Genomic DNA, 16,003 nt, shown 5'->3' with positions numbered 1-16,003 from the left:
TGTTAGAGAACGGGAGCAATTTCCACCGAAACAATGAACGATGGACAATGGTTTTTCTTCAAAGCAAGCTTAAAAAGAGCCATTGCACACTTATCTCAATACTGTATGGGAAATTGTGTCACTACGCTACCAAATTCCTAACTTTAAACATCTTTATCACCCTCTAGGAGGGTTGACAGGCCCCAAAAATGAAGTGTTTTGGAAAAAGCCCTATCGCCCACCCCAGATAAAACGGGCACTCCAAAACAGCAACACTCCCAAAAGTGCTAAGCCATCTGCCCGCGATAGTCGAAAAATATGCCATTTGACCTGATGTTGATCAGGTGAGGTAAAACCCCTTACCTGCATCGCACTGGCGATTTGGTCAGCCCTAACCAATAAGTTGTCCAGGAGCCTTTCGGCAACCATCAACCAGACCTGAGTGCTACCTCTTAACCCAAGTTTCTTCCAGTTAATAGCTCGCGTTCGTACCGATCGCACCAAATTTTGCACTTCTTCTAACACCAGAGGAATGAATCGCAGCGACAACGTCAGCGTTAACACAATCTCTGTAACCGGAATTTTGAAGCGACGCAGAGGCTGCAACAGGTTATCTAACCCGGCGGTGATCTCCTCTGGGGCAGTTGTTAAAAGATAGAGATTGGTGCTGTAGATCAGGGTAAAAAGCAGCGTACTGATTCGCACGGCTAACTCGACCGATCGCCGCGTGATCCGCAAAAAGCCCTGCTGAAACAAGACGTAGTGATAGGAGGTGAGGAGGTCAGTCAGGGATGCTGGCTTTTGAACGTTGATCGATGACGTGGTGTCCTGTACTGTGCCAGGTGAGCTAAACAACAGTTCGTCTGTGGGCAATCGGGGTTGATGCCCAATGTTCAGCCCGTCCGGAGCCAACAGCGTCGCGAAAAAGATGAGCAGACTGAAAAGGATCACCAACCCCATCTGGTTGCGCCAAACCCGGAAGGGAATCAAAGTGGTGAGCGTGAGCAATAACAACCAACCGACCAGGGATAAACGCCAGTAGGGGTTTGCTGCGATCGGGGTTAATAGAAACGTCAGGAGCCAGACCAACTTCACGCGGGGATCAAGCCGATGCAGCCAACTGACGGGTTGTTCTAAATAAAGCCCAATGGGGAGCGATCGCAGCAGATCCATGAGTTAGGAGAGGAAGGATAAAGGGATAAGGGATAAAGGATGAAGGCTGAAGGATAAAAAGCAGAGATAAACCTGAACGATGAAGGATAAAGGCTAAAAGTTAGGATAACGACAGCCGATCAATGATAGTACAAGCTCTATTGTCCACCTTTTATTTTTCATTCTTAATCTTTCATCCTTTATCCTTTAGCCTTCATCCCTCTTTCCTCATCCTTTCCCTACACCTTCGTGGCTCTATTTGCCGTGTTGCGCTCGACCTCACGGAGTTTCTTGCTGCGCCACAACAACCGCATCGGAGTACCTGTAAAGCCTAAACTCTGGCGGAACTGTCGCTCGATATAACGGCGATAGTTTTCGTTAAACAGCTTGGCTTCATTGGTAAAGAGGGCGATCGTTGGGGGTTGGCTAGAGACTTGAGTGCCGTAGTAGATTTTGCCCTGCCGTCCCTGGCGCGTCACTGGAGGAGAGTGCCAGCGAGCCGCATCTTCTAACACTTCGTTGATGACCGAGGTGCTGACCCGACGCTTGTGTTGCTCAGCGGCTGTATTGATCAGGTCGATGATCTTCTCAACTCGCTGTCCAGTCTGAGCACTGATGTAAATGGTTTCTGCCCAGTCCATGAAGTTGAGGCGATCGCGCACTGCCTTGTCAAACTCGTAAATCGTGTGAGAGTTCTTCTCGATCGCATCCCACTTGTTGACGACAATGACGCAAGCTCGGCCTTCTTCGGCGATCCGACCCGCCAGTTTTTGGTCTTGCTCTGTGACGCCATCCAGCGCATCGATCACGAACAGGACGACATCAGAACGACGAATCGCCTTAAAAGAGCGGTTAATGCTGAAGAATTCGGTGCCGTATTCCACCTGCTTCTTTTTGCGAATTCCAGCTGTGTCAATCAGGCGATAGCGTTGTCCCTGACGCTCTACAACTGTGTCAATCGCATCTCGTGTCGTTCCCGAAATCGGGCTAACGATCGCCCGGTTTTCTCCCACAAAGGCATTCAGCAAACTCGACTTGCCAACATTGGGTCGTCCAATAATGGCCACCCGAATCTCACTCGTTTCTTCCAGTTGATCAGTCGATGGCAGATAGGTAATCAGTTGATCCAGCAAATCTCCGGTGCCGTTGCCGTGAATACCTGATACAGCGTGGGGTTCACCCAAGCCCAAACTCCAAAATTCAGCCGCTTGCACTAAGCCCTGTTCTACCGATTCACACTTGTTAACCGCTAAAAGCACAGGTACCGACTGTTGCCGCAACCAGGTGGCGATCGTCTCATCGGCGGCGGTGGGTCCAACCTGTCCATCCACGACCATGATCGCGACACTCGCCTCAGCTAAGGCTGCCATCGCTTGCTGCCGAATCAGTGGCAAAAACTCGGTGTCGTCGTCGAACACTAACCCACCTGTATCAACCACCAAGAACTCGCGATCGCCCCAAAATGCCTCTTTATAGGTGCGATCGCGCGTCACCCCTGCTTCGTCGTGGACGATCGCCTCGTTTACACCCGCCAGGCGATTGACCAGGGTTGATTTGCCGACATTCGGGCGACCAATAATAGCAACAACAGGGAGTGGCATAGCAGCACGGAAAATAAAAAACTTGTGTGCCCATTCAGGCACTTCTTCCATTGTTGCTTAGATTTCTGCTAACGGCTTGCAAAAATTGGTCGGGTTAAGCGTACCTGATCACACGGGAATCTCTCGGAGTGCCGCTTGTGCCTCTCGTCGCAACCCTTTAGCAATGCGAAATAGCTCCTGCCCTGTATGCAAGTAATGCTCATCGTAACTGGAGGTAAACCGCTCCAGTTCATCAATGCCGTCGCTGACCTGATTCAAGCAGTAATAGAGGTGAGCCGCCACGCCCGCCACATTGGAGGGGTTTGGCATAGAGCGAAAGGTCACTTGAGCCTTTTGCAGGTCTTCGCGGCAATCGTCTAAATACGCTAAAAATTCTTCTAGCAATTCATCATCAAAGGGGTCGGCTGCCAGATCATCAATCTGGTCTTGCAAAGGATTCAAAATCTGATTGAGCAGACGATTAACAGGTTGATAGACCCGATTGAGCCAGAGTTGCAGTTGCTCATCACTGTCTTGTCCTGTTTTGCGTCGGCGATGGCTATTTTGAGCGGCAGTTGTGCGCTCCTGGCGATCGCGCCGAATTGCCTCATAATCAACCCCATCCTGAGCCTGATAGCTGAGATGTTGATCGTATCTGTGGCGACGCTGTGGATCGCCTAAGACCTCATAAGCCGCATTGATGCTGGCAATGCGATCGTGATTGTCAACGCCTTGATTGACATCGGGGTGATACTGTTTCACCAGACGACGATAGGCTTGCTTGATCTCCGCCTGACTCGCCGCCGCATGAATATCGAGCGTGTCGTAATGAGTAGAGTCCGTCATGCTCTTATTTTAACCGTCGCTTCCCCCATTAGCGGGGTTGCCAGCGATCGCGCCGAGGGCTTAAGCTGACACAATTCTTGTGTCTACAGGTTTGCATTTATGGCAAGAATTAGAACGACCCAGGCGGATCTCGCTGGAAATACCTTTGGTAATGCTCGTAATCTCGGTTTATTTCGCGACAACAGCGTCATTGTGGATGATGCCGTTGGTGTCAACGACCGGGCTGATTTTTATCGCTTTACCGTAGCACGACGCTGCACCGGGACGATCGCCTTGACGGGATTGCGCTCGAATGTAGATGTTGAGGTCTACGACCAAAATCGTCGTCGAGTTAACCTGTTAAATCGAGCGGGAACAGCCTCCGAATTCACCACAGGCATTGCTCCCCGTGGAGTCTATTATCTGAAAGTAGTTCCCCGTGGAGCCGGAGAAACCACTTATCGGTTGACGGTTTTGACGGTCAAGACCTCGTAGAAAGTTGTCAATGGTCAATGGTCAGTCGTCAGCAGTCAATGGTCAATGGTTAGTTGTCAGCAGTCAATGGTCAATGGTCAGTTGTCAATGGTTAGTTGTCAGCAGCCCAGTTGTTAATAGTCAATGGTTAGTTGTCAATGGTCAATGGTTAATGACACGATGTATGCTTTTCTCGCCCTCACTCTTCTCCCTTCCCCTGAAGAATGCAGAGTTTATAGGGTTTTCATACCAATTTGAATTGAAACCGCGACGGAACCCTGTACGGGTTTGGCATTGCCAAACCCCTCCTAAACCTTGATTTGTCTAAAGACCCGTTTAAGTCGGTATCAGAAAAGCTGTATATAGCTTTGGTCAGAAAACTTAAGGCAAAGACAATGGCTCAAACCCTGGCACTGGGAAAGCTTCCTGACTCGCCTCCGCCCCATCAAATGTGGCTACGGCTATATCACGTCAATGGGTCGAACGCGAGAGCATGAACCATCAACTATTGACCATCAACTATTAACTACTGGCTACTGACTATTGACCATTTACTACTGACCATTCACTTAGGTTTAAGAACTCACCAACTCAGGTTCACTCTCAGGCGTCTCAGGTTCTTCCTCCGGCAGTCCCAAAATGTGGTGATAGACCTTGACATACTCTTTGGCGGAGTTGTGCCAGCCAAAGTCGGTTGCCATGCCTCGTTTTTGCAGTGCCTGCCATTCAGGCTTGTAGTGGAAGCCTTCCCACGCTCTAACAATTCCGGTGTAGAGATCCAGTGGCTCATAGCGATCGAAACAGTAGCCCGTGCCTGTGCCCGTAGCGGGATCATGGTGCTGCACCGTATCGACCAATCCTCCCGTCCGGCGCACAATCGGGATGCAGCCATATCGCATCGACAACATTTGACTGATGCCACACGGCTCAAAGCGTGACGGCATAAGAAATGCATCACATCCGGCATAGATACGACGGGCTAACCCATCACTCTGCAAGAAATAGGCTGCAATGCGACCGGGAAAGCGAGACGAGAGTTGCCAGAGTTGAGTTTCATAGTAGCGATCGCCTGACCCTAGCACGACAAATTGAGCATCACTGTAAGACATGAAGCGATCGAGAATCTGCAAGATCAGATCCAAGCCCTTTTGCTCGACCAGACGTGACACCATCCCCAACAAAAAGGCTTTCGAGTTGACTTCCAAGCCCACTTCCTCTTGCAGCGCAATCTTGTTAGCGGCTCGTTTGTCAATTGTCTCGATCGTGAAGGGTTGGGCAATTTGTTTATCGGCAGTTGGGTCGAACAAATCCATATCAATGCCATTGAGAATGCCCCTCAACTTGCCACTGATGAAGGACAACAGCCCCTCAATAGTTTCCCCATATTCTGCTGTCTGAATCTGTTGAGCATAGGTCGGTGAGACTGTGGTCACCATGTCAGCAAACTGTACTGCCGCTGCCATCGTGTTATGCCCCTGCATGTACCAGGGACACCACGTCATCTGCTCCAACTTCCAACGCCACGGACCCTGGTATGCCAGGTTGTGAATTGTGAAGACAGAGGTGATGTCGGGCGATTGGTGCATCCACACCGGAATCATGCCCGTATGCCAATCGTGACAGTGGACAACTTCTGGCTTCCAATAATTCCAACAAAACTCGGCTGCTCCATTGGCAAACAGTGTGAACCGCCAATCCTCATCTTCGCCAGAGTAAATGCGGCGAGCGTTGAACGCTGGATGTTGGAAGAGATAGAGCGGCACATCTGACCCAGGCAACGTGGTTTGATAGACCTGGAAATTTTGAAACATGGCTGAGCCATACCAAACGGGCTCTTTGGGGATATCAACCTTGTCGGGCATAAACCCGTAGTAAGGCAAAAAGATGCGGACATCGTGCCCCATGCTTCTTAAGACTTTGGGTAACGCACCGACGACATCTCCCATGCCTCCAACCTTCGCCACAGGAGCCGCTTCTGCTGCAACAAACAAAATTCGCATTGCTGTCTAAATCCCCAAATTGGTGGTGTTGACTGTAGCGATCGCTCAGCTATCTAAAACCCTATCAACTTTTTGTAACCTTTTCGTAACTCAAATCAAAATAAGGGGTTCAGCACTGCCAAACCCCCTACAAAGATGAATGGATGTCACTCGCTCAGCGATTAGCTCCGCTGAATCGTGGCAAAAATTTCATCCAAAATTTCCTGTGCGCCCTGTTGCTTCAGTCGATTTGCCAGATCAATACCAAGTTGCTCGGCTTGATCCGCTGCGCCAGTCACACTGTCTTTGATCAACCGTTGTCCATCTAAGCTGGCAACCAAACCTGTCAAAGTCAGATTATCTCCGTCTAACTCGGTGTTGACTCCAATTGGCACCTGACAGCCCCCCTCCAACTCGCGCAAGAAAGACCGCTCAGCGTAGCACCGTTGCGCTGTGGGCAAATGCTCCAGTTCCTTCAGCAGGGTCAAGATTTCGGTATCATCAGCGCGACATTCAATCCCTAACGCACCCTGACCAACCGCGTGCAGTGACACCTCTGGTGGAATCACCTGGTGAATGCGATCGCCCATCCCTAACCGATGCAATCCAGCAAACGCCAAAATCAGAGCATCATATTCCCCCGCATCCAACTTCTGAAGTCGGGTATTGAGGTTGCCCCGCACATCTTTAAAGGTCAAGTGAGGATAATAGTGACGCAGTTGAGCCAATCGCCGCAGCGAAGAAGTTCCAATCACGGCTCCCTCTGGGAGGGTATCAAGCTGTTTATCTTGATGCTTGGCATGAACCACCAGAGCATCGGCTGGATTTTCGCGCTCAGTCACGCAACCCAAAACCAACCCTTCGGGCAAGCGAGTTGGCAGATCTTTGAGCGAGTGAACTGCAAAATCAATATCGCCATTGGTCATGCCAATTTCTAACTCTTTGGTGAACAGCCCCTTGTCACCAATCTTGGCAAGTGCCACGTCTAAAATCTTGTCACCATGCGTGCTCATGGTGTGGACATCAAATACCCGATTGGGAAATGCCTTTTGCAACTGCTCCTGCACCCAATGTGTTTGAACCAGGGCCAGTTGACTTTTGCGGGAACCAATCCGAATCGTGCGAGGGAGACTTGCAACCATTTTGTGAAGCGATATTTAGAAATACGGTGAGATGTTAAACCAACAGGCGATTAGCCACTCATTCAAGCTTACCGCAGTGTGTAACCTTAAAAATTGCTTTATGGAAGAATACAAAACTTGTAACAAGAGGTCTTGTCTGAAGCTAGCAGATGCCGAGTTAAACCCAGTGTCTCCAGGCTCTGCTCCTTGCTATTCATGCATCCTAAAGTCTCGACACAATTCTTACGCATTTAAAAAACAACCTTAAGATCCCGTAAATTTACGAGGCTCATACATTCATCATAAAAAGAATAGTTAAATGCTCGGATCGCGAATGGAGTCACTATCAGACATGATGTTAGGCAGGTGCAGTTACCTTAAATCTCCCATAGAGTTATGGAAATTATTCTTGCAATCGTCCTGCTTCTGACCTCTTTAATGAATACCTCAATCAATTCAAAGGTATTGGTTGACTTTCAAAGTAAAAATCCACCTTGCGATCCAGCGATTTATTCAGATTGTAATTAACTACCCTTAACAAGACAGGTGTTGGTGGAATGGGTGAGACGGGTTTGCATAGCATAACCCCTATAAATGTTAGAGATGGATGTTCAATATTGTGCCTAGCGTCAATCTATTGTTATGCCCCAACTGGTTTACCCAGTTTGTTGCGATAGATTGAGTTTTATAAACACTCCATGCCGTAGAGCATCTAGGTATTAGGTTTTTGATTCTGCTGCCCACAACCGTTAATAGCCCCGTATTACAGCGTGTTGTGTGGTTGCCTGATATAGCCGTAGTCACATTCACGAGGCGGAAGCGAGTCGGAAAGCTCCCCAGAATCAGTGTTTGACCCATTGCCTTTGTCCTAAACTGGCTGACCAAAGCTATACCTTCAAAACGTCAATTCGGGTTAAACACCTGGAGAATCAATTCGCGGCTATAGGAGCTAAGTCCGCCTGCGCAGACTACGAAAAATCAAGGTTTGCTGAACTGACGCAGGTCGGTTTTGTTCTTGTAGCTGCGGTTTTAATCGCCAAGATCCTTATCCCGAACTCAATCCCGAACTCAGATTTTCAAAGAAATAATTGCAGTACAGAAATTGATTAGATGCTCAGGGGTGCAGCGTCACCCTCAGCTAGGAGCAAAGCCCTGTTCTACCCTCTTTCAAGCATTCTCATTTTGCTTGTGCAACAAAAATTAGTGTACAGGCTTAATTTGGACGGTCATCGTTGCAGGTATGGCGAGCAAGGGGTTTAAGCTCCTTATCTCACAAAAGCATGGTGTATAGACTGGTGCCAAGCTCAGCTTTGCACTACTTTGTGCTTAGACGGGTTATGCCTGTTTGTAATCCACATAAGAGATTTTAGAAAAGGGTGTAAAAGCTCTCCCTATCAAAGCTTCCAGCTTCACACCCTGCCCCAAGCAATCTTGCTGTTGTTATAAAAGTATCAGGATGTTCTCGGTTTTAGCTGAAGAGAACAGTAGGGAACAGTAGGAGTGATGCTGAGTCACCTTCTTAATGGGCGATTACCCGGTTGGGTAGCTGCTTTGCATTGCGCTGATAGAAGCAGTGGCTTTCGTTTAAGATGCAAGTAGACTATCCCTTGGCAGCGATACTTCAATACTTTTTTACGCCTTTGATGAGGTCAAATTGCAGCAGCCCCCAAGCCCAGTAGAGCGACCAGTAGCCTCAAAGCAGCGCAAAAAATACAGTCAACCTATTAGCTTAAGAACCAAGTTACTAATCGGTTTTAGTATTGTATTTAGTGTTGTTTTTGCGGGTGCTTTCTATTGGTTTTATACTTTTGCAACCACCAAAACCATGGCGCGGCTCAAAGCCGATATGAGAACAACGTTGGCTGGTGCAGCGGCTGGGGTGGATGTTGAAGAATTGATGACCCTCTATGCAGAGGGTGAACGCAGTGCGGCTGGTTTTTCTAGTGACTATCGGTATAACAACCAGTTGCGCTGGTTTCAAACCGTTCATTCGGTTGAACCGCGAGTTTGGCTTTACTCCTATGCGGTAGGTCCAGCCAGTGAAAACCGCCGAATTGGAGAACCTGCCGTTAAGCCGGATCAATTAGAAATTGTTTATTTAGTCGATTTGTGGTCAGTGTATGACCCTTCTAAAGCGGCTCGCTTTTTGCAGGCAGATGTTCCTAGCCCAGTCACTCGGCAAGTCTTACGGACGGGGGGGATTGTCGAAACGCCTAAAATTTACACTGATCAATGGGGTACGTGGCTATCAGCATTTGCGCCTTTGAAGAACGATCGCGGCGAAATCGTAGCCATTTTGGGATTAGATATTCAAGCAGATTATGTACGTCAAGTGCAGGCTGAGATTCGTAGCCTCGTGCTTATTTCATTCGCCATTGCTTATGCAGTTCTGTTTATCTTGATCTACCTTTTGTCTGGAATCCTGACACGGCAGCTGACTGAGTTAACGGAATCTGCCGAACGCATTGGAGATGGAGCTTATAGTTTGGACTTGTCGTCGTTGACGAAAACTCCTTTCCCCGATGAGATGCATACGTTGGCTCAAGTATTTGAAACGATGGTAGATAGCATCCGCACTCGCGAACACATGATTCGTCAGGGCAAACAGGCAGAGTACGAGATGCAACTGGCACTTCAGGAGGAGCGAGAATTAAATGAGTTGAAATCTCGCTTTGTCTCTATGGTGTCTCACGAGCTACGCACCCCGTTGACGGTGATTCGGACATCGCTGGAGTTGTTGGAACGCTATCACGATGTTGTGAGTGAATCTAAGAAACGAGAGTATTTTCAGCGGAGCCAGATGGCGGTGCAAAACATGACTCAATTGTTAGAGGATGTTTTGACGATTGGCACCGCTGAGGCAGGACGACTGGAGTTTAACCCTATTGCGCTTGATCTCAAGCAGTTTTGCTATGAGATTGTCGAAGAGATGCAAATGGGAGTGGGTAGTAATTATGCGATCGCCTTTACGATTGAGGGAGACTGCACCGAGGCAGAGGTTGATCCCAAACTGCTGCGTTCGATTTTAACCAATTTGCTCTCCAACGCCATCAAATACTCGCCGCTAAAAAGTAAGGTGACGTTTAATTTGCGGTGTGATGAGTACAATGCAACCTTTGTGATTCAGGATGAGGGAATTGGCATTCCTCCAGATGACCAGCCACGGCTGTTTGAGTTGTTTCATCGTGCCAGCAACGTTAGCACGATTCGAGGGACAGGGTTAGGGTTGGCGATCGTGCGGGAGTGTGTCCTGCACCATCAAGGACATATCACCTTTACGAGCCAAGAAGGGATCGGGACAACCTTTACAGTGACTCTACCGCTTCATCGTGAGTCGTCTCCGATGCCATCCGCTTAGTACTGCTATTTACAGATAGGGTTCGGAAATAAAACAAGGGGGTGTGGGGGCTGCGCCCCTAGCCAGGGGTTCCACCCCTGCACCCCAAATTCCCACCCCTATTTACGACGAGTTGTACTTAGTGTAGGACGAGAGCTTTGGTTAGGGGTTGGAGTGTGGTTCTGATTCTTCGTCGTGCGTAGGAACATTAAAAATAGAAGCGATCGCGTAAAATACCCCAGCAAACAGCAACAACAGCATCAGTGGCACTAGCCCTGCGAATGGGGCAATGACAAACAATATGGCTAGAAATACAAATAAACCTTTGATGACGGGATTATTGAGCATGGTTCTCATGGGGTTGGGTTGACGACCCCCACAGTAGATCTCTGAAATGAAGTTAACCTCTAACGTAAGCTACATTTGTAGCGGAAGGTGGTCAGTGGTCAGTGGTCAGTAGTCAGTGGTCAGTGGTCAATAGTCAGTGGTCAATAGTCAATAGTCAGTGGTCAGTGGTCAGTGGTCAGTAGTCAATAGTCAATAGTCAGTGGTCAGTGGTCAATAGTCAGTGGTCAGTGGTCAATAGTCAATAGTCAATAGTCAGTAATCAGTGGTCAGTAGTCAATAGTCAATGGTTAATCGTCAACGTAAATTTGGGATAAGGATTTAGGCAGTTAAAACCGCCACTATTGGAACAAAACCAACCTTGTGCCGGTTCGTCAAAACCTGCATCTTCCGGAGTCTGCGTCGGCGGACTTAGCTCTGATAGCCGCGAATTCATTCGTCAGGCTCTAGTTATATAGTCAATAGTTAATGGTTAGTAGTCAGTGGTTTAGATCCTCGGTTTCTTGTTGAGCATTCTCAAAGTGGTCTGGTTTATGTAGCCATAGCCACATTCAATCGGGCGGAGGCAAGCCAGGAAGCTTTCCCAGCATCCGGGTTTGAGCCATTGCCTTTGCCTTAAGCTTTTTGACCAAAGCTATGAAGTCTATTGAAATGAACTAAAACCCTCTCCTAGTTTGCTTTAGCAGACTTTATGTGACTACTCCGCACTTTAATTGTGGGTGGGGGTAGAGCGAAGGCAAAGCCTGTCTTTACACAAAATCCTGAATCTACCCGAATCCTCAACCATTACTATTTTTACCTGTTACCTCCACTCCTATTCTCCACTCCCATGACGAGCACTCTACCCCCCGAAATTGCCCATTCTGTTAGTTACGCAGATGTTGCTGCCGCTGCTAATCGCCTGTCAGGTGTGGCAAATCGTACGCCTGTGATGACCTCTCGCACTGTGAGCGATCGCACCCAGTGTCAGGTTTTCTTTAAATGCGAAAACTTTCAACGGACTGGATCGTTTAAGTTTCGGGGAGCTTACAATGCGCTTTCTCAACTCACACCGGAGCAAAAACAACAGGGGGTGATCACCTATTCCTCTGGCAACCATGCTCAGGGAATCGCGTTGGCTGGTCAGGTGTTAGGCATTCCCACTACCATCGTCATGCCACGGGATGCTCCTTTGGTCAAGCAGGAAGCAACGCGAGGCTATGGCGCAGACGTGATTTTGTATGACCGGGCGGAGTCAAGGCGAGAAGAACTGTGTCAACAACTTTCCCAGGAACGAGGCTTGACCATCATTCCCCCTTATGACCACCCCCATGTGGTTGCTGGACAGGGCACCACGGCAAAAGAGCTGATTGATGAAGTGGGAGAACTCGATTTTCTCTTTGTTTGCTGTGGTGGAGGGGGGTTGCTGTCGGGGTGTGCGATCGCCACCCGTACCCTCTCTCCCAATTGCCAGATCATTGGAGTAGAACCTGCGGCAGCAGATGATGCAGCGCAGTCGTTCCACACGAAAACCCTACACACTATCCATAATCCAGAGACGATCGCCGATGGAGCTAGAACTCCGTCGTTAGGGAAGCTCACGTTTCCGCTGGTATTGCATTACGTCGATGACATTGTGACTGTCTCGGATGAGGCTTTGCTACGAACAATGGCTTTCCTGTGGGAACGCCTCAAGCTCGTCGTGGAACCCACCGGAGCATTGGCAACCACCGCTTTGTTAGAGAAAATTGTTACCCCTCCCCCAGGTTCTCGTGTTGGGATTGTGATTACCGGGGGGAATGTGGATTTGCGGAGATTAAGCCAATTTTTTGTTTGATTGACCGGAGGAGGGCATCAATTGACGGTTGCAGCGACGCGATCGCCGTTAAAATGAGCAACTTCCACGGCTGGCAAATCCTGGAATAGCACTGTGCTGAGGTAGCGTTCGCCAAAGCTGGGTTGTACAAAGACGACCAACTTACCAGCATTTTCGGGACGTTTTGCGACTTCGATCGCAGCAAACAATGCCGCGCCTGCCGAAATCCCTGATAGCAAGCCTTCTTCGCGTGCCAGACGACGGCTATAGGCGATCGCCTCCTCACTGCTCACCTGGATCACCTCATCAATCAGGTCAGTTCTCAAAACCTGGGGAACAAAACCCGCACCGATGCCCTGAATCTTGTGAGGACCGGGGGCACCACCCGATAGCACGGGGCTTTCTTTGGGTTCAACGGCGATCGCCTTGAAATCGGGTTTCCGCTGTTTCAGCATCTCTGCAATGCCCGTAATCGTGCCACCCGTGCCAACTCCAGAGATCAGAATATCAATCTGACCATCCGTGTCTTCCCACAGTTCTTCCGCAGTGGTTTCGCGGTGAATTTTAGGGTTGGCCGGATTAGCAAACTGCTGCAACATGTAGGCATTGGGCAACTCATTCACAATTTCGGTCGCTCTTGCCAATGCACCTTTCATACCCTGAGAACCGGGTGTCAGCTCTAGCTGTGCCCCATATGCCTTCAACATGGCTCGCCGCTCTAAGCTCATGGTTTCAGGCATCGTCAAAATCAGTTGGTACCCCTTTGCTGCGGCAACCATGGCTAGAGCGATACCTGTGTTGCCAGAGGTTGGTTCAACCAAAATCGTTTTACCGGGAGAGATTAACCCAGCATCTTCTGCAACCTGCACCATGCTGACCCCAATTCGATCTTTGACCGAAGCGGCAGGATTCATGCCCTCTAGTTTGGCGACAACTTGCGCCACAGCCCCTTCCGCCTGGGGAATTCGATTTAACCGCACCAGGGGCGTTCTGCCGATTAATCCTGTAATATCATCTGCAATTCGCATAACTGAAACTCCTTACTGTGGGGGAGACAGGATCTGTAATACCCTCTGAATCCGCGTTCCCCAGAACCTCTACTTACTTCAGTATAGTACGGTAATCCGATGGGCAATAAGGAGTTAATAAGGATTTAAGAACTGCGTTGGTTGCACTTAGTTGCGCATCATGCACACATTATTCTCTGTAAAACTGTCACTCACGATACTGAGTCTTGCTTGTATCTGATCCCCATGAGATTCTCCGTACATTTCTTCTCTATGTAGTCCAGATCACATATTTGCTCAATTGGCTTTGATACGGTCTAGCTACGTGTGATCGTTTTAACGTTTGGTGTGAGGAGAAATGCATAAGTATTCGTGGTATTTCCTGTTGATTAGCTCAGCAGTGGCCGTTTTGCATTCGATGAATGTGGCTCCGGCTTTTGCCGAAGAAGTAACGAACGATACCTCTGTAGTTGCGGCAGTTGAGCTAAATGTCATATCTGAGCCAATCCAATCATCATTGGAGGGTTCTCAAGCCGTTGGTGCTACGGTTGACGAGATTGCTAACGTTGCCTCAATTGAGCCTGTAGAGACTTTGAGTGTGGCTGATCCTCTGGAAGCGGTTGAAGAGGCAGACATCGCACAAGTCACGTCTGTTTCTCAGTTGTCTGATGTTGAGCCGACGGATTGGGCGTTTCAGGCTCTCCAAAGCCTGGTTGAGCGGTATGGTTGTATTGCCGGATACCCTGATGGCACCTATCGGGGCGATCGCACCCTGACTCGTTATGAGTTTGCTGCGGGTCTAAACGCCTGCCTTGATCGGGTTAATGAATTGATTTCCACTGGTCTAACGGATGCCGTAACAGCTGAGGATCTAGAAACCATCCAACGCTTGCAGGAGGAATTTTCGGCTGAGCTAGCTAGCCTGCGTGGTCGCATTGATGCCCTGGAGGCACGGACTGCGGAGTTGGAAGCTAACCAGTTTTCGACAACCACTGTGTTGCGTGGATTAACCTGGTTTAACTTGACTGGAGCTTTTGCAGATGGCGACGTTTTAGTTGAAACCTCCGATCTGTCGGCTCCACCAGTCATCCGACCTGCTGGGCGTGATCCTGTCACTGGGCGTCCCTTAGTTGCGACAGTGGAGGATGACCCAGAGATTACCTTCAGCTATTTGACCTGGTTAACCTTGTCTACATCCTTCAATGGAGAAGATAACCTGGTGACTCAACTGGCAGTCGGCAACGGAGATTCGCCTGCCAACGCTTTTGTGTCCGCAGGTCTTTACAACACCTTTGGGGTTCCTTTCACCGATCAAACGGCTCAGGTAGACATTGGCTCAAACGATGTAATTATCCGGGAGCTTTTCTACTCGTTTCCAATCAACGATTCTTTGCAGGCGGTGGTTGGTCCCCGGATCAACTGGTATCGCTACTTTGACAACAATCGCTTCACCTTCTTCTTAACTGGAGCGAGCAGCTTTAATTCGGGTGGCAGTACCTTGCTCAACACGATTGATCGGGGGTCAGGTGCGGCTCTGCTCTGGCAGATTAATGAGCAATTTCGACTCAATGTAGCGTATTTGGGCGAAAGTGATGAGTTTTTGCCAAGTGGTTTGTTTAACACCTCGTCCAACCCGGATGAAGGGTTGTTTGGTGGAACGAATACCATCACAGCTGAAGTTACATTTTCTCCCAGCAGCGACTTCAATTTGAGGTTGCTGTATAACCGCTCCAACCTCAATGCTGTGTTTGGGCAGGTTGGGGGTGCGCCTGGAGAACCAATTTATGGGTTATTGGACGACGGTGCTGGCGGACCTCTAAACGATGCAACCGCAGATACCTTTAGTGCCAACTTTGACTGGTTGATTACTCCCACAATTGGTATCTTTGGTCGTTATACCTATGGCATCACCCATATTGAACCCGGAGACGTCGATGCTCAAGCGGTTCAAGCGGGTATTGCGTTCCTCGATTTTCTAAAGGAAGGGTCACAGTTGACGTTATCCTACATGATTCCTTTCTCTGTGTTGGATGGACATGAATTCCTGGTGTCAGGAGGAGGTGACGGTGGAGTTCAGTATGAGTTTGAACTCACCTATTTCTATCCTTTAACGGACAACATTGCTCTGGTTCCTGCTTTCTATGTGATTGGTAATGCCAATAACTTTGATAGCAATCCGACGATTTACGTGGGCAACTTGAGAACGCAATTTAGTTTCTAGAACCTGAGGTTCTGGATATATAGCTCTGGTCAGGAAGCTCAAGCCAAAGGCAATGGGGCGTTGCTATCTTGGGGATGAATGAGTTGCGAGCAGGATGCTCGCATTGGCTTAAGCGATTTGCCTCAAGGGAGTGTGAGCGTCTCACTCACGCCCATGTCAAGACAATCATCCCTCTTTTAGCAACGACG

At 48.9% G+C, this 16,003-nt stretch carries 14 protein-coding genes; 6 read left to right on the top strand and 8 right to left on the bottom strand.

From position 1 onward, the window contains the following. Window positions 1-210 precede the first annotated feature (210 nt). The 3 genes from H6G89_RS18125 to H6G89_RS18115 form a co-directional block, all read right to left on the bottom strand. Window positions 211-1,152 (bottom strand): energy-coupling factor transporter transmembrane component T family protein, encoded by a 942-nt coding sequence (locus H6G89_RS18125; RefSeq protein ID WP_190508899.1) that lies wholly within the window; start codon window positions 1,150-1,152, stop codon window positions 211-213. Window positions 1,153-1,370: 218 nt separating this feature from the next. Continuing rightward, the gene (gene der, locus H6G89_RS18120) at window positions 1,371-2,732 is read right to left on the bottom strand and encodes a ribosome biogenesis GTPase Der (RefSeq protein WP_190508897.1); all 1,362 of its coding nucleotides are present in this window, start codon (window positions 2,730-2,732) and stop codon (window positions 1,371-1,373) included. 108 nt (window positions 2,733-2,840) lie between these two features. After that, window positions 2,841-3,557 carry a J domain-containing protein gene (locus H6G89_RS18115; protein WP_190508895.1) on the bottom strand — a complete coding sequence of 239 codons (717 nt, stop codon included), beginning with the start codon at window positions 3,555-3,557 and terminating at the stop codon, window positions 2,841-2,843. Between the two features lie 99 nt (window positions 3,558-3,656). Between H6G89_RS18115 and H6G89_RS18110 the strand changes: the two genes are divergently transcribed. Genes H6G89_RS18110 through H6G89_RS35760 form a run of 3 tightly spaced genes read left to right on the top strand, consistent with a single transcriptional unit; the run spans window position 3,657 to window position 4,507 of the window. Continuing rightward, window positions 3,657-4,031: a hypothetical protein gene (locus tag H6G89_RS18110; RefSeq protein WP_190508893.1), complete on the top strand. Its 375-nt coding sequence runs from the start codon at window positions 3,657-3,659 to the stop codon at window positions 4,029-4,031. A 10-nt stretch (window positions 4,032-4,041) separates the two neighbouring features. After that, complete coding sequence (locus H6G89_RS18105; RefSeq protein WP_190508891.1) at window positions 4,042-4,329, top strand: hypothetical protein; 288 nt, start codon at window positions 4,042-4,044, stop codon at window positions 4,327-4,329. Between the two features lie 49 nt (window positions 4,330-4,378). Continuing rightward, the gene (locus tag H6G89_RS35760) at window positions 4,379-4,507 is read left to right on the top strand and encodes a hypothetical protein (RefSeq protein WP_255519448.1); all 129 of its coding nucleotides are present in this window, start codon (window positions 4,379-4,381) and stop codon (window positions 4,505-4,507) included. A 78-nt stretch (window positions 4,508-4,585) separates the two neighbouring features. Here the strand turns inward: H6G89_RS35760 and glgA are convergent, their stop codons facing one another. Beyond that, window positions 4,586-6,010 (bottom strand): glycogen synthase GlgA, encoded by a 1,425-nt coding sequence (gene glgA, locus H6G89_RS18100; protein ID WP_190508889.1) that lies wholly within the window; start codon window positions 6,008-6,010, stop codon window positions 4,586-4,588. Between the two features lie 161 nt (window positions 6,011-6,171). Continuing rightward, window positions 6,172-7,131 carry a hydroxymethylbilane synthase gene (hemC, locus tag H6G89_RS18095; RefSeq protein ID WP_190508887.1) on the bottom strand — a complete coding sequence of 320 codons (960 nt, stop codon included), beginning with the start codon at window positions 7,129-7,131 and terminating at the stop codon, window positions 6,172-6,174. Between the two features lie 1,804 nt (window positions 7,132-8,935). Between hemC and H6G89_RS18090 the strand changes: the two genes are divergently transcribed. After that, complete coding sequence (locus H6G89_RS18090) at window positions 8,936-10,468, top strand: sensor histidine kinase (protein ID WP_199336786.1); 1,533 nt, start codon at window positions 8,936-8,938, stop codon at window positions 10,466-10,468. Between the two features lie 141 nt (window positions 10,469-10,609). On the opposite strand, the gene H6G89_RS18085 is transcribed toward H6G89_RS18090, so the two are convergent. Both H6G89_RS18085 and H6G89_RS18080 read right to left on the bottom strand, forming a co-directional pair. Further along, on the bottom strand, window positions 10,610-10,795 hold the full coding sequence (locus H6G89_RS18085) for a hypothetical protein (RefSeq protein ID WP_190508883.1): 186 nt from the start codon (window positions 10,793-10,795) through the stop codon (window positions 10,610-10,612). A 280-nt stretch (window positions 10,796-11,075) separates the two neighbouring features. Then, the gene (locus H6G89_RS18080) at window positions 11,076-11,228 is read right to left on the bottom strand and encodes a hypothetical protein (protein WP_190508881.1); all 153 of its coding nucleotides are present in this window, start codon (window positions 11,226-11,228) and stop codon (window positions 11,076-11,078) included. A gap of 393 nt (window positions 11,229-11,621) precedes the next feature. On the opposite strand from H6G89_RS18080, the gene H6G89_RS18075 reads away from it, so the two are divergent. Further along, on the top strand, window positions 11,622-12,608 hold the full coding sequence (locus tag H6G89_RS18075) for a threo-3-hydroxy-L-aspartate ammonia-lyase (RefSeq protein ID WP_190508879.1): 987 nt from the start codon (window positions 11,622-11,624) through the stop codon (window positions 12,606-12,608). A gap of 17 nt (window positions 12,609-12,625) precedes the next feature. Here the strand turns inward: H6G89_RS18075 and cysK are convergent, their stop codons facing one another. Further along, a complete protein-coding gene (gene cysK / locus H6G89_RS18070) occupies window positions 12,626-13,615 on the bottom strand; it encodes a cysteine synthase A (protein ID WP_190508877.1) in 990 nt (329 codons plus the stop codon). 337 nt (window positions 13,616-13,952) lie between these two features. Between cysK and H6G89_RS18065 the strand changes: the two genes are divergently transcribed. After that, window positions 13,953-15,815 carry an iron uptake porin gene (locus tag H6G89_RS18065; RefSeq protein WP_190508875.1) on the top strand — a complete coding sequence of 621 codons (1,863 nt, stop codon included), beginning with the start codon at window positions 13,953-13,955 and terminating at the stop codon, window positions 15,813-15,815. Window positions 15,816-16,003 lie beyond the last annotated feature (188 nt).

The sequence above is a fragment of the Oscillatoria sp. FACHB-1407 genome, assembly GCF_014697545.1.
Taxonomy (GTDB): domain Bacteria; phylum Cyanobacteriota; class Cyanobacteriia; order Elainellales; family Elainellaceae; genus FACHB-1407.
The sequence above is the reverse complement of the archived record's forward strand: the minus strand, read 5'-3'. Positions and strand labels throughout refer to the sequence as shown.

Bases quoted from the DNA above. Each gene is read 5' to 3' on its own strand.
- H6G89_RS18065 (WP_190508875.1), top strand. From the start codon at position 13,953: ATGCATAAGTATTCGTGGTATTTCCTGTTGATTAGCTCAGCAGTGGCC.
- H6G89_RS18125 (WP_190508899.1), bottom strand. From the start codon at position 1,152: ATGGATCTGCTGCGATCGCTCCCCATTGGGCTTTATTTAGAACAACCC.
- hemC (WP_190508887.1), bottom strand. From the start codon at position 7,131: ATGGTTGCAAGTCTCCCTCGCACGATTCGGATTGGTTCCCGCAAAAGT.
- H6G89_RS18110 (WP_190508893.1), top strand. From the start codon at position 3,657: ATGGCAAGAATTAGAACGACCCAGGCGGATCTCGCTGGAAATACCTTT.
- der (WP_190508897.1), bottom strand. From the start codon at position 2,732: ATGCCACTCCCTGTTGTTGCTATTATTGGTCGCCCGAATGTCGGCAAA.
- H6G89_RS18090 (WP_199336786.1), top strand. From the start codon at position 8,936: ATGGCGCGGCTCAAAGCCGATATGAGAACAACGTTGGCTGGTGCAGCG.
- H6G89_RS18105 (WP_190508891.1), top strand. From the start codon at position 4,042: ATGGTCAATGGTCAGTCGTCAGCAGTCAATGGTCAATGGTTAGTTGTC.
- H6G89_RS18085 (WP_190508883.1), bottom strand. From the start codon at position 10,795: ATGCTCAATAATCCCGTCATCAAAGGTTTATTTGTATTTCTAGCCATA.
- H6G89_RS18115 (WP_190508895.1), bottom strand. From the start codon at position 3,557: ATGACGGACTCTACTCATTACGACACGCTCGATATTCATGCGGCGGCG.
- H6G89_RS18080 (WP_190508881.1), bottom strand. From the start codon at position 11,228: ATGAATTCGCGGCTATCAGAGCTAAGTCCGCCGACGCAGACTCCGGAA.
- glgA (WP_190508889.1), bottom strand. From the start codon at position 6,010: ATGCGAATTTTGTTTGTTGCAGCAGAAGCGGCTCCTGTGGCGAAGGTT.
- H6G89_RS18075 (WP_190508879.1), top strand. From the start codon at position 11,622: ATGACGAGCACTCTACCCCCCGAAATTGCCCATTCTGTTAGTTACGCA.
- cysK (WP_190508877.1), bottom strand. From the start codon at position 13,615: ATGCGAATTGCAGATGATATTACAGGATTAATCGGCAGAACGCCCCTG.